Source organism: Dyella sp. C11, assembly GCF_003121485.1.
In the GTDB taxonomy this organism is placed as follows: domain Bacteria; phylum Pseudomonadota; class Gammaproteobacteria; order Xanthomonadales; family Rhodanobacteraceae; genus Dyella.
Genome location: NZ_QAVX01000016.1, coordinates 1 through 12,966 on the forward strand (window position 1 = coordinate 1; position 12,966 = coordinate 12,966).

The 12,966-nt window shown below is 62.0% G+C and carries 11 protein-coding genes and 1 pseudogene; 1 reads left to right on the top strand and 11 read right to left on the bottom strand.

The genetic code is table 11. The features are described 5' to 3' along the window. Window positions 1–126: 126 nt before the first annotated feature. From DK366_RS14730 to DK366_RS14775, 11 genes and pseudogenes are all read right to left on the bottom strand, one after another. The gene (locus tag DK366_RS14730; RefSeq protein ID WP_198651565.1) at window positions 127–2,247 is read right to left on the bottom strand and encodes a TonB-dependent copper receptor; all 2,121 of its coding nucleotides are present in this window, start codon (window positions 2,245–2,247) and stop codon (window positions 127–129) included. Between the two features lie 150 nt (window positions 2,248–2,397). Beyond that, window positions 2,398–2,769 (bottom strand): DUF2946 family protein, encoded by a 372-nt coding sequence (locus DK366_RS14735; protein ID WP_157956557.1) that lies wholly within the window; start codon window positions 2,767–2,769, stop codon window positions 2,398–2,400. Window positions 2,770–2,857: 88 nt separating this feature from the next. Beyond that, a complete protein-coding gene (locus DK366_RS14740) occupies window positions 2,858–3,850 on the bottom strand; it encodes a sterol desaturase family protein (protein ID WP_109126321.1) in 993 nt (330 codons plus the stop codon). A gap of 12 nt (window positions 3,851–3,862) precedes the next feature. Next, on the bottom strand, window positions 3,863–4,867 hold the full coding sequence (locus DK366_RS14745; protein WP_198651566.1) for a cytochrome D1 domain-containing protein: 1,005 nt from the start codon (window positions 4,865–4,867) through the stop codon (window positions 3,863–3,865). 38 nt (window positions 4,868–4,905) lie between these two features. Then, the gene (locus DK366_RS14750; RefSeq protein ID WP_109126322.1) at window positions 4,906–6,063 is read right to left on the bottom strand and encodes an SGNH/GDSL hydrolase family protein; all 1,158 of its coding nucleotides are present in this window, start codon (window positions 6,061–6,063) and stop codon (window positions 4,906–4,908) included. A 120-nt stretch (window positions 6,064–6,183) separates the two neighbouring features. Further along, window positions 6,184–6,318 (bottom strand): hypothetical protein, encoded by a 135-nt coding sequence (locus DK366_RS21695; protein ID WP_255412602.1) that lies wholly within the window; start codon window positions 6,316–6,318, stop codon window positions 6,184–6,186. Window positions 6,319–6,337: 19 nt separating this feature from the next. Further along, window positions 6,338–6,841, bottom strand: a complete 504-nt coding sequence (locus DK366_RS14755) for a copper chaperone PCu(A)C (protein ID WP_109126323.1) — start codon at window positions 6,839–6,841, stop codon at window positions 6,338–6,340. A 360-nt stretch (window positions 6,842–7,201) separates the two neighbouring features. Continuing rightward, window positions 7,202–7,564: a DUF2946 family protein gene (locus tag DK366_RS14760; RefSeq protein WP_157956558.1), complete on the bottom strand. Its 363-nt coding sequence runs from the start codon at window positions 7,562–7,564 to the stop codon at window positions 7,202–7,204. 907 nt (window positions 7,565–8,471) lie between these two features. Then, window positions 8,472–9,893, bottom strand: coding sequence for a SulP family inorganic anion transporter (locus DK366_RS14765; protein WP_109126325.1), 1,422 nt, complete (start codon window positions 9,891–9,893; stop codon window positions 8,472–8,474). A 46-nt stretch (window positions 9,894–9,939) separates the two neighbouring features. Further along, window positions 9,940–10,470: pseudogene (locus DK366_RS21760) on the bottom strand (epoxide hydrolase N-terminal domain-containing protein); the annotation flags it as partial. Next, window positions 10,415–11,758: an MFS transporter gene (locus tag DK366_RS14775; protein ID WP_157956559.1), complete on the bottom strand. Its 1,344-nt coding sequence runs from the start codon at window positions 11,756–11,758 to the stop codon at window positions 10,415–10,417. The gene DK366_RS14775 and the pseudogene DK366_RS21760, both read right to left, overlap by 56 nt. 225 nt (window positions 11,759–11,983) lie before the next feature. Between DK366_RS14775 and DK366_RS14780 the strand changes: the two genes are divergently transcribed. Further along, window positions 11,984–12,949, top strand: a complete 966-nt coding sequence (locus tag DK366_RS14780; protein WP_198651568.1) for an ATP-binding protein — start codon at window positions 11,984–11,986, stop codon at window positions 12,947–12,949. The last annotated feature ends 17 nt before the right edge of the window (window positions 12,950–12,966 follow it).

Sequence of the window (12,966 nt, forward strand, 5' to 3'; positions counted from 1 at the left end):
GGAAGACCTTAAACTACGAAACGCCGGCCGAGCGATTTCATCAAACTGTTGCAACGACCGGCTGAATCCGCAACCCATAGCGGACATTGTCCTTTGGCCACGGGCCAAAACCCGATACGTTAACGTCTAAAGCTTGGCGTTCAGCTTGATCCAGAGCGTTCGACCGGGTTCGTTCACGCGTGTGGTGTTTACGTAACCGGCCAATCCGGCGGCTGCGGCATTGACGTGCTCGGCGTAGGTCTTGTTGAACAAATTGTCGATGCCGGCCGTGAGGGTAAAGCGCCGATCGATGCGATACGCGCCATTGAGCGAAAACACACCAAAGCCACCGCTGGGCCCCAGGTCCTGGCCGACGATGTTGCCTTCGCCATCGGCGACACGATGCTGTGCCGTAGCCAGTCGCCATAGCGCACCGGCGGACCATTGCGCCGCTTCGTAGGTCAAGCCGATGCGCGTATCCAAGGGAGGCATCTGTGGCAGCGGGCGGCCCTCAGTGCGGTTTTCGCCCCAGGCATAGGCGAGCGTGATGTCGGTCTTCCAGTGATCGGTAATGGCATAACTGGCGCCCGCCTCGCCACCGGCGATGCGTGCCTGCACGTTGGTGGCGTAGCCGATGCCCATCGAGGTGGCGGGGTAATGCATCAGGATGAAATCGTTGACCACACCTGCATATACCGAGGCCCAGGCTTTGATGCGCTCGTCGTGGTACTGCATGCCTACGTCCAGCTGTGTGGTGCGTTCCGGCTGCAATGCGCGGAAGCTGTCGAGCGTACCTTCCACGTGCTGGCCGAACAGTTCCCAGTAATCCGGGAAACGTTCCACGTGCCCCACGCCCGCATAGAACGTGGTCGGCGAGCTGGTGAGGTCGTGCTCGTAGCGCACGAAGCCCGAGGGCAGGGTGTCGCTGCGGTTTGCGGCGATCGTGGTGGGCGTCATGGCCATGCGGCTCATGCCGCCCATGTCACTCATGCCCATGTCCATGTCGTCGCTTGCGGTAGACAAGGTGTAGCCGCGCGTCTGCGCGCGATCCATGCGTACGCCGGCGACCAGCCGCTCTTTCGGCGCGAAGTTCCAGCGTCCTTCGGCGAAGGCGCCGATGTCCTGCATACGGGCATCACGCACGCGCGGTTGGTCCTTGTAATAGCCCATCATGCTGCCCGGCGGCCCACCCGAGCGGCTGGTGTGCACGCTGACGGAACCATCCATGCCCGCCTGGAGTTCCAGTGCATCGTCCCAGCGCCACGTGCCGGCGACTCGCCCACCGGAGGTGCGCCGATCCACATCCGCCGCCATGGGCATCGGCATCATGCTGTCGGGGTCAGGTTGCCGTAGCGTGTAGTTGTCCATCACATGGTCGGCGTAGTTCATGTACGCCTGCACTTCGAGTTTTTCCCAGTGGGTGGTGAGGTGCTCCTGGGTCCATTTGAGCGCCGCGCTTTCACGCAGGAATTGCGCGCCGTCCATGCTGCTGAACGCATAGGCTGCGTCTCCATTGCCTTTGCCGGCGGTCAGCTCCACCCGCGTGTCGTCGCTGGGCGTCCAGCCAACGGTGGCATCGGCATTCCAGCGGTCGTACTGCGAATGCACGCGGTTACCGTCACCATCCTTGTAGTCGCCCGAATGCGTGTGGTTGGCGCTGATGCCGATGTAGCCGGTAGAGTCGCCGGCGCGCAGATCGAGATTCTGGTCGTTGCGGCCGGCCGAACCGAACAGGATGCTGGCGTCGCCCCCCAGCGTCGGTTGCGTATAACGCTCGAAATCGCGATCGAACAGCACAACGCCCGCGGAGTTGCCCGGGCCATACAGCACCGTCTCCGGCCCCTTGATGATGGTGACGCGGTCGTAAAGCTGCGGCGCGATATACGCCGTGGGCGGGTCCATGCGCGACGGACAGCCACCGGCGATCATGCCGCCATCGACAAGAATGTTCAGTCGCGAGCCGCTCATGCCGCGCAGCAAGGGATCGCCGTTGCTGCCGCCTTTGCGGATGGTCGAAAAGCCGGGAATGCTCTTGAGGAAGTCGGCGCCGTCACTGGCTGGCACGGGTTGCCGCGGCTGCCTGGGGTCAGTCACTACCGTGAGCGGACTGTCCTGCATGGTGGCGGTGACCACCACGGGCGTCAGCGTCTGCGGGGTTGGCGCGTTGTTGGAGCTGTCGCCGGCATGCGCGGTATCGAGCAGCGCCAGACACACGGCCACGGTGAGCACGCGGCGAGTGGCGCGCAGGGGATAAGAAAGCAACATCATGAGTTCAGGGTCCTTGATGCAGTCAGCGGGCCACGGCCGGATATCCATCGGGCCGTGCGCGACGTGCGTGGGCCCGAAGGCATCGCGCGCACGCGCTCACGCCGACTGCCGTTGAGTCGGCAAAATCAGTATCGAGAGAGGTGTATTCCCCTAGACGGGTAACGTGCCTGGCGCAGGTGGGCCGCGCGCGTGGCGCTTCCACAGCGCGATGGCAGCAAGGGACGAGCCCCGTGCCTCGGCCTGCATGGGTGCGGCGGGAATGGATGGCACGGTGAAGGCGACGCTGCCCACCGATACCCACCCATGGGCCATCAAGGCGCAATAGCCGCACGCATCTGCCGTGGTGCTGGCATGGTCGTCGCTGGCGTTGCCATCCATATGCATGGCCATGGCGCAGGCAGCGTCCATGGCCGACGCCGCCGCTTGTTCCACGCGCGAAACGCTGGGCGCAACGAGCAGCAGGAACATCGCCCATACGGCGAGCCAGGCGGCAAGGTGTCGCGAGGCGCGTTGACGAATCATGCTCAGACCCACAAAAACTTGCGGCATCCTGCCACGGCGGCGCATCGTCGATGCACTTTCCTTGTGCGGCAAATCGACACGCGCTGCTCTATGCCGATGTGCGCGTCACGCGCAAACGATGTGCGATGCGCACGAACGCGTGGCCTTGCTGAGCCCACCAGCCTTCGCCATAAGTTCGATGTGAACCGTCGGGCCGTGGCAATTGATCGCGAATGCCGGTGGGTTCGACGGTGGCATCCCACGATGCCGTGCGGAACAGCATGTCCCACCATGGCAGCAGCACGCCGAAATTGCAGCCGTAACGCGTGCCTTCGTGGCCATAGCCGATGGCGTGGTGGCGGCGATGAAACGACGGGCTGACCACGATGCGCTCCAGCACGCGGCCAAACGGAATGCGCGCATTCACGTGCTGCAGGCTTTGCATCAGGTTGCCAATGGCGATCAATGCCACGTATTGGCCCGGCTCCACGCCGATAAGCAGCGAGAGTCCCGCAAAGAAGGCCGATTGGATCAGCGTGTCCACCACATGGTTGCGGTCGTCTGTCCACAGCGACATCTGGCGCTGGCTGTGATGCACGGCGTGCAGCTCCCACCAGATGCCAAAGCGATGCTGCCAGCGGTGATACCAGTAGCCGGCAGCGTCGAGCGCCACGAGGTAGATCAGGAAGGAAACCAGCGGCTTGTCGGTCACTCCCGGCCACAGGGTCTCAAGCTCGATGGCGGGAATACCGTAAATCGCCATCAGACTCTGTAGATGATCGAACCACGGCTGCAGCAGAAAGAAGAACGCGATGTTGAACACGCCAAGCTTGGCGATCCACGTGTAAACCACATCCACGCGCGTCGCGCGGCGATCGCTCCACTTTTCGGCAGGCATCAGCGCCTCCCATGGCCGCAATACCGCATACATCACCGCGATCTGCACTACGCCCACGATCACCCAATACAACGCGTCGTAGGCGTCCTCGTCATAGCCCATTAAGCCAAGGTGGTAGAGCAAGGGCTGCACGGCATCGACGTACAGCCAGGTCTGCAGGGCGGCGATGCCGTCTTCAAAGGCGTTAATGAGCGTGCTGATCATGGCGATGCGCGATCAATCCGCGTTGGGGCCGAGTACCGGCGCGCGGTTGGAGAAGTAAATGCCGTGCGGCGAGCGGCCCACCCGGATCGTGTCCACCAGCGCATAGGTGCTCATGTCGATCACGCCGACATGGCGCGCAAAGCGGAATGTGACCCAGAGGAAGCGCTTGTCGGCAGTGAGCTCCATGTCGTCCGGACCGGGCAGCAGGCCGGTGATGTCGCGTGTCCTGGTCAGATCGACGTAGTCGATGATGCTGATGGTGTTGGAGACACGGTTGCTGGCGGCCACGTGACGGCCGTCATCCAGCGATCGGAAATTGTGCGCACCGCGCCCGGTAGGAATGCGTTTGACCACGCGCTGTGCGCGCCAATCCACCACCGCGACATCGTCCTCGCCGGTCATGCCGACCAGAAGGTAGCGATCGCCCGGCGTCATCCACAAGCCAGCCGGCGCATTGCCCACGGGCATGCGCCAGGCAATCGTCTGTGTCGCCAGGTCGATGGCCGCCAGTTCGCCCGAATCCTGCAGCGTCACAAACACCCATTTGCCATCGGACGAGAAGTTGAGGTGACTGGGCGTCTTGGCGATGGGAATGCGCTTGGCCAGCGTGATGGTGTTGCCATCGAAGCGATAGATGTCCACGCGGTTCAGGCGCAAGGCCGCCGTGACGAACCAGCGGCGATCGGGTGAAAAGCCAAGCTGGTAGGGATCTTCCACGCCTTCCATGCGCCGCTGCAGCTGCCCCGTATGGGGGTCGATGAACATCAGGCTGTTGGACACGGAGTTGGCGATGATCAGCGAGTCGTGATCGGGCGGGATCATCAGGTGGTGAGGCGCCTTGCCGGTCGGCAGCGTGCCCACCACCTGGTGCGTGGCCTGATCGATCAGGGAGAGCTGCGCTTCGGCGGAATCGAGCACGATCACACGGTCAGCGGCGCTCGCCGCGGCAGAGGACATCGCGAGCACGCAGGCGAGCCACGTCGCAACAAAGAAGGGAGGAAGGCGAAAGGAAGGCATGGCAAACATCATGGGTCGGTTTCTTGCTGTCATCAGCATCAGCGTGGGGTGGAGGGCGCGCCGCCCGGCATCGGTAGCGGTACGGCTTTCGCCATGGCGGCATAACCGGCATCGCTGGGATGCACGTGATCACCGCTGTCGTAGTTCGCGCGAAGCTGCTGCGGTCTGGCCGGATCGCGCAGTGCGGCGTCAAAGTCCACCACGCCGTCACTTTCGTGTTGGCTGCGAATCCATTGATTGACGGCAAGCCGCAACGATTCGCGATCGGGCGGAAGTCCGGCGGGCGTCAGCGTGCCAAGCAGCAGGCGCGCATGGTGCCGATGCGCGACATCAATGAGGTGCCTGTAGCCGGACGTCAGGTCTTTGGCGTTGACGGAGGTGTGCGGGGCATCGCAATCGAGGCCCTGGCGCGTCGGCATGGCAGGGAAATTGATGTCATTGATTCCCACCAGGACCACGACCGTGCGTACGCCGGGTTGATGGTCCAGTTCCTGCTCGAAACGCGACACAAGCCGCTCGCCATAGCAGGGGGAATCAGACAACAGCCGGTTGCCGCTGATACCTGCGCTGAGCACCGCAACAGGCTGATGCGCGTCGTTCAACCGTCGTGCCAAGGCATCGGGCCAGCGGCGGCCGGCATTGGGCGTGGAGCGCATGCCATCGGTGATGGAGTCGCCGATGGCCATGACCGCGGGTGCCAGGTGATTCACCGCGACGGACGTCACCCAGGCGAACTGCGTGAAATGTCCTCGGAAAGCGCTGGCGTCGACATCAGCGGTGTGGTCACCGGGAGTAGAGACATAGCTTGTCTGGCTCGCCACGCGATGCCATGCCTGCAACGCCTGATCTGCGCCGAGGTGTATGCTCACCGCATACGGACGAAGCGCGACTACCGATAGCGGAACGGGATCACTGTCGGCTTCGGCGCCTGGCGGTAGGCGTAGTCCGGCACGTCCCGCAAACGACACGGCGACGCCGGCCGACGCCGTGGCCGCGGACACCCCATGCGATGGCGCCACGCGCACGTTCTCGATCACCAGGGGCGTCGTCGCGTAGCGATTGCTGACGTGCAGGCGGATCGATTCACCCGCCAGCGTGGGATAAACGATCTGCCGCACGGTTTTCCCTGCCACATCCGGTGCCGTGTAAAGCGCGGGCAGGCTCGTGCGTTGTGGAATGGCTTGCAGGGACGTCATCCATGCGGACGTCCATGAGTCCTCTTCACCTTGAGCCACAAAGGGCAGCGATGCCAGCAGGGCAGCACAAGCGATAAGGCGCGCAGTTGGATAGCGAAAGCGTGAAAACAAGCGTGTGTCCTAGTCTAGTAAGGTGAAAGCGTGACGACTCTGCACCGATCGAACGCGATAGTGCACCGTCACGGCGAACACGATGACCATGTAAGTGGCGGCCCAGCCTTTGGTGAGCAGATAGATCAGCGGTAGTGAATGCATGCGGGAATGCTCCGTTGATTCAGTCTTGCGGTCCTACCGCATTGGCGGGTCGCACCGTGAAGTGGGCGGTGGCCACGCTGCCGTCGGTGAATTCGAATCGCAGGGGAATGTCATCACCGACCTTCACCGGCGCGGTCGGCGATTCGAGCATGATGTGATAGCCGCCTGGCGAAAGCGTCACACGCGCATGCGCCGGCAGTGGAAGCTGATCGATCATCTTCATGCGGCTCATGCCGCCATCGCTATTGCTCTGGTGCAGCATCGCACTGGCATATAGCGCGGACTGAATATCGCGCAGCACCAGTGGTTCGGCGGCATCATTGGCGAGCTCTGCATAACCGCCCGCCGGCAGGTTACCCGGCAGCAGACGAATCCACGCCTGGGTGATACGGACGTGATCGGCCATGGTAGCGACGGCCGTCACCGGTATGGCCAGCGATATGGCAAATGTCATTGCAGCGATACGAATCATGCAAAGCTCCCCTCTCTGATGATCAATGGACAGCCGCAGGCTCAGCACCATGCGTCGGTCCCGGGAAACGACGCACGCGCGGCGAGCGTCGAAGTACAAGGTCCTCTGCGGTCAGCAACAGCCACGAGGCTGCCACTAGTTTTGACAGCCACCGCAGCAAAAATGGCAGACAAAGCCATCCAACATAGAAAGCACCGCCGCCATCGCAGGCCATAGGAATGGCGCTCGCGATCCGTCCCCGGATCCGTTGAATTCATGGCCGGCTCCACAGCACACAACGCGCCATCCGCCATCCGCATCGCGGTTGGAGAGGTAAATAGTTGACGTCGCGCTTGCTGCTACCGGCCGCATTCAGGTCAGCAGCCGTACGGCACGCACGAACTGCCCAACGCGGATGACGAGGTCGTTATGTCAAGCGAACGGAGGGCCGCGCAGGTGAACGGGAAGAGTGCGCAGATAGGGCGCAACAAATTGAGGTGCGTTGGCCTGCACCGGGACCGGCGCAAAGGCCGCAAGGTACATGACAAAGCTACTGGCTATCAGCGGGCTGTGACTTAGTAATGCGCAATAGCCGCACGCGCCATCGGCTGTGCCATGGTCAGGCATGGAGGGCACGCCATGCGGATGGCTCGCGTGGCCCGTGCACCAGGCGCCGAGATCCGGCTCGGCATTCGCCGCAAGAGCACGCGATAACACCGGGGCAACCAGCAGCAGGCCAAGCGCCGCAAAGGCCAGCCACGCGGTCAAGCGACGATGAATGCGACTGCGGGACAAGGCGGATTCCGGACCATGCAACCTTGGACCAAGGTTCAAGGATGATGCCACACAGGATGGTCAGGAGGTAACCGGCAAGCGCGGGCAATGCCTTTCCAGTGCCCGCAGCGAAGTTCAAGCCGTTCGCCGCGCTGAACTGATCCAGCGCCGGCCATAGATCAAAGCGCCGCGAAATCGGAACTTTTTGTGCCTAGCGTGCTTGGCTGACGTCGGCGGGGTGATTGCTAACCGCCAAGCACGCTAGGCACACGCATTGTGCCGCACGCACGGGCCGACGCAAGCTCCGGTGGCGCCCAGCGCCGCGGGCTGTGGAGGATCGTGGGCGAGGCGTGCGGGCTAGCGAAAAAATGATCAGTCCGGGCGAACACACCTCGGCGCGCGGTCGCCCCTCGCCTGCGTGCCCCTCCTCTTTTCATGCAGGTTACGAAGGTAAGGGAATGGCAGCAGAAGCCACGTGGTCCGCGCCGATCTGGTGGCTTCTCGTGATGCGGATTGCTGCAGCGGACTAGCGGTACGTCTCGTCTGACGTGGACCCTTCCGTTCCTGGCCTTTCTAGAAACACGTATAGAGATCTAACCTAACTGGAGTGTCCGCTTCCGACCTATAGCGGGGATTACTAACAGTCAGGACGTCTCAGGCCCAGACTGTTTGTCGCTGCGCCCGTCTTCTTCCCATTGGAGTTGCCGGAGCTTCGCCACCCCCTTTCAGTCAGGGCCGGCGGCGGGAATGTCGCGTATCCCAATTGGATCAGCGCAAGGATGCTCACAGGGCTCTTACCCTCAGCCACGTCTTTGAGGTCACGCAGGTAAATCAAGAGCGACTCCTCGGCGAATCGGCATAGCGAAATATGTCAATTCGGCGCAGCCCCGGTCAATGCGCAGAAGTGACATGACAGATCGCCAAGCGCTCAATGCGCTTCAGCACCGCCCACCCGTTTCAGCAGAGCCTCGCAGTCATCGTTGAGGTGAATGACATGCAGCTGCTTGCCCTGCTGAGTGTAGCGTCGCCGCAGGCTTTCGATCGCCTCGATGGCGGAGTGATCGTCCAGGTGCGCGTCGGAGCAGTCGAGCTCTACATGGGTTGGATCGTTTTCAATATCGAACATGGCCTGCAACCGCGTGGTGGCAGCAAAGTACACGGTTCCTTGAAGGCGATAGCGCCGGCCGCCGTTGCCAGCGTCTTCGCGGGTTACGCTCAGGCGGTCGGCATGCTTCCAGGCAAAGGCGAGCGCTGCGATCAGTACGCCACAGAGCACAGCGGTTGCCAGATTGGTGAACACGGTAATGAGCGTGACGGCGACGATGGTTATCGCATCGGCGACCGGCAGTCGGCGCAGCAGGGGTAGACTGCCCCAGGCAAACGTTTTTTGCGCAACAACCAGCATCACGCCAAACAGCGCAGCCAGCGGGATGCGTTCGATCAGTGGCGAGAGAAACAGCACGAAACACATCACCAGCACACCCGCCGTGATGCCCGACAAGCGCGTACGCCCTCCGGACGTCAGGTTGATCATGGTCTGGCCGATCATGGCGCAGCCTCCCATGCCGCCTAGCAGTCCGGAAGCGACGTTGGCTATGCCAAGGGCCACGCACTCGCGATTGGGCTGACCTTCGCTGCTTGTGATTTCATCGACCAGGTTGAGGGTGAGAAGGGTTTCAAGCAGACCAACAAGCGCCATGACTAGTGCGTACGGAAACACGATTTTCAACGTATCGAGCGTCCATGGCACGTGTGGCCAGTGCAGCAACGGCAAGCCACCTTTGATCAACGCAATGTCTCCGACCGTGCGCGTGTGCAAGCCAAATAGTTGTGCGATGAGGCTCACGATCACGATGGAAGCCAGCGCCGATGGCACGGCCCGCGTCAAGCGCGGCAGCAGATACACCACCAGCATCGCGATAAGCGCCAAGCCCAGCATGAGGTAAAGCGTTTGCCCCTCAAGCCAACCGCCGCCGGGCGCGCGCAGATGCTCCAGCTGCGAGCCTGCGATAACAATCGCCAAGCCGTTGACGAAACCCAGCATCACCGGATGCGGAATCATGCGCACCAGCTTGCCCAGTCGAAGTAGCCCGAACAACAGCTGTATCACGCCGCCAAGCAACACGGTCACCAGGAAATACTCGCTGCCGTGCTGCACCACCAGCGCAACAATCACCACCGCCATCGAGCCGGCAGCGCCGGAAATCATGCCTGGCCGACCACCCCATGCCGCCGTCAACGCCGCGATGATCGCGGCGCCGTAAAGACCCATCAGGGGGTTGAGATGAGCCACCAGCGCGAACGCCATGGCTTCGGGCACCAAGGCAAACGAGGTGGTCAGCCCAACCATGCGTGAGGAGGATGGGCAGCGCGTTGGGGTTCGGCGATCGAAGATGGAAGAAATGGATGCCCAGACCGTCAATGCTTGTCCGAAACTGCGGCAATGCATTCATGCGCTTTTCGAAACGCCGCCAGGCGTATTTCTCCGCCCAGTACGCGATAAATGATCTGGCTTGATCGAGAGGTACGCCCTGGGACCAGTCAGAGACAGTCTGAGGATTGGGCCAGCGCGTGCCACGAAGGCGAACACGAAGGTCGTCCAGTGCTGCTTGAGGCATGTGGACTGAAAACGGCGTGACATCCTGTGTCGCTACCGGCGGAACGAATGCCTTGTTCCCGTTGCTCTGGCTCGCATTCGCCTCCGGCAGCGCGCCGAAAGCGGCCGCTGTGGCGCCGAGGGCAGCATATTGAAAGAGTCGCCGGCGTCGAATGTCGATCGTGGCTTCCATGGCATTCGTACTATCGTCAAACGTACTCATTGATTCACCCGATGCATCAAGAAGTGGAGGAAGCGCCAAGCGAGCGCCGAGATCAGTCGTTGGCCCCATGCGCTTGCGGGTGCGGAACACCCTTGGCGACAGCGACATAAGTCGCTCCAGCCAATGCCGTCATGGCAGCGAGGACGAAGGCACCCGATATACCCGCATGGTTCAGTGCCAGGCCGCCCATGAGAGAACCCGCGGCCAATGCGATCTGGAAGCATGTAACGACCAGTGACGAGGCACTTTCGAACTGTGCTGGTGATGCGTGATAAATCCACAGTTGAACGCACACCGGCACGGCGCCAAACGCAGCACCCCAAAGAAGCAGTGCCGCCACCACCGCCAAGGGCATCGCGGCCAGGGAAAGTGCCAGCAGGGTGGAAATAGCTATTCCAGCGCACGCAGCCACGAACGCCCATCGAATGGACAGGGACGCTGCCCGCTCGGCAGCAAAGGTGCCCACGACGCCACTCATGCCGTACGCCATCAAGACAACGCTGAGACCGCGGGAAGAGAACCCTGCCGAACGGACGAGAAACGGCTCAACGTAGGTGTAAGCAGAGAAGTGGGCCGCCGCTATCAAGGCTGCTGCCATGAGACCCGTGCTGACCGAGGGTTGCCTGAGGATCGCCAGCAGGCCACCGAAATCCACCGGATCATCACCGGCGACCTTTGGAAGTGCGCGGAACTGCCAGCACCACGCAACGGCAGAGATCCCCGCCACGATGGCGAACGCACCCCGCCAGCCAATAACCAGGCCAAGCGCAGTGCCAAGGGGCATGCCGAAAACGGAGCCAAGGGAGAGGCCCGCGAGAATGAAGGCCGTGCCGCGCGCGCCATCACGGGGTGGAACGAGCTTTCTGCTGATCGCGGCCGAAAATGTCCAGAAGCCACCGACGCTCACGCCGAGCACCATCCGGCCGAGCAGTGCCATCCCGAACGTTGTGGCCAAGGCGACGATGATGTTGGAAATAACCACCATGCCGGCAAATCGCTTGAGCAGAACGTCCCTGTCCAGGTTCCGCCCTGCCAGCGCCAGCATCGGCGCGGAAATCGCCGCAACGATGCCCGGTGTCGTCACCATGAGGCCAGCAGTGCCACTTGCTATGGAGAATGAAGCGGCCAAGGGGCCAAGCAACCCGATGGCCAGAAATTCACTCGTCACCATGATGAACGCGGCGAACGCAACCGAACCCACCGCGCGCCAGTCCGAATTCCTGGCCAGCGTCTCGAATGATCCCGTCGTCACAGTGCCTGACCGTCCCCAGCTGAGAGAGCTATTCCTCAAAGGTCGATGACCCAGGTCATCGTCGACGAGGATCACGGCGCGGAAGACCAAGGTCTTGTCGAAAATCGCTCCATTCCCTGGGCGTGCCAGAGCGGGATTGTGCAATACCCGACCTTCCCGACATGCCGATCGTTTCTTCGGAATAAAGCTTTACGGGGCAGTCAATGGCCGCACCATGCCCGCGCTTGAGCAGAACCAGACAAGACATCCCTCATGGGTTCAACCAGCATGCAGCGAAAAGCCCCTGCCAACGAAGCAGCGCGGCGAACCACGATGGTGCAACGGGAAGGACTTATGTGGCACAAATCTCCGCTTACGAGCGCCATAGTCATGGCCAGCATTCTTGCAATGCTCGCGATCGCGCTTTGTTCGATCTTCGGAGCCACGCTTGATCGCTCGCATCACGACGAGCGCTTAGCGTCGCCATGGGCTGAGGGCGCGGGTTCCATCCCGGTTCGGTTGTCGCCTTCCAATGACACCCATGAAGACTTCGGGTGGCTCGGATCTCTTCTGCTGTTCAACTTTGCCTTCCTGGCGACCGCAGCGCGAAAAGCGCAAAAGTACCGTCGTAGCGTTGTGCGCCAATTGGAAAAGGCACGAAGCGACGAACGCATCGCCATGGCGCGTGATCTCCACGACACGCTTCTTCAAAGCGTCCAGGCGGTCCTGTTGCAGGTCAATGCCATGGCGATGGATGTCACCGATCCCTTGATGAAGCGAAGGCTGCAAGTGCTTGAGGAACTTTCACGAGAGGCGGTGCTGGAGGGAAAGGCCCGCATTTTGCGCCTGAGGGATAGCTTGGCTGAAGCACCCTTGGTCGAGCGGCTCGGTCGTCGTGGTCGCACCCTGCAGGGTATTCATGGTGGTTCGTTCTCGATCACGCAAAGCGGTCCCGAGCGGCTGCTGAAACCTTCCCTGGCGGACGAGCTTGTCCTTATTGCCAGCGAACTGATGACCAATGCGTTCCGGCACGCAAGCGCCAGCAGAATACGGGTGCGCATAACGTTTGCGTTGCGCCAGGTCATCATCCTGGTCGAGGACGACGGCAGTGGCATCGACTTGCCGCGACATCAGGGCGCGCTCTCCGGTCATTGGGGCCTGGTGGGCGTGCAGGAGCGATCCCGACTGATCGGCGCGTCGATATGGATGCGATCAAAGATTGGATCGGGCACCACGTTTCGCGTCGCCGTGAAGTACGGGGAGCCTTGCCTGGATGATGATCAACGCCCCAACACGCCGATGGCGCCAGGCGGCCACGTGGTCAATGTTCATGCGCTGGATGAGATGCGCACCTGACCAGGGCCCGACATCCC

Coding starts and splice junctions, on each gene's coding strand:
- DK366_RS14730 (WP_198651565.1), bottom strand. CDS start 2,247: ATGATGTTGCTTTCTTATCCCCTGCGCGCCACTCGCCGCGTGCTCACC.
- DK366_RS14735 (WP_157956557.1), bottom strand. CDS start 2,769: ATGATTCGTCAACGCGCCTCGCGACACCTTGCCGCCTGGCTCGCCGTA.
- DK366_RS14740 (WP_109126321.1), bottom strand. CDS start 3,850: ATGATCAGCACGCTCATTAACGCCTTTGAAGACGGCATCGCCGCCCTG.
- DK366_RS14745 (WP_198651566.1), bottom strand. CDS start 4,867: ATGCCTTCCTTTCGCCTTCCTCCCTTCTTTGTTGCGACGTGGCTCGCC.
- DK366_RS14750 (WP_109126322.1), bottom strand. CDS start 6,063: ATGACGTCCCTGCAAGCCATTCCACAACGCACGAGCCTGCCCGCGCTT.
- DK366_RS21695 (WP_255412602.1), bottom strand. CDS start 6,318: ATGCATTCACTACCGCTGATCTATCTGCTCACCAAAGGCTGGGCCGCC.
- DK366_RS14755 (WP_109126323.1), bottom strand. CDS start 6,841: ATGGTGCTGAGCCTGCGGCTGTCCATTGATCATCAGAGAGGGGAGCTT.
- DK366_RS14765 (WP_109126325.1), bottom strand. CDS start 9,893: ATGGTTGGGCTGACCACCTCGTTTGCCTTGGTGCCCGAAGCCATGGCG.
- DK366_RS14780 (WP_198651568.1), top strand. CDS start 11,984: ATGGCCAGCATTCTTGCAATGCTCGCGATCGCGCTTTGTTCGATCTTC.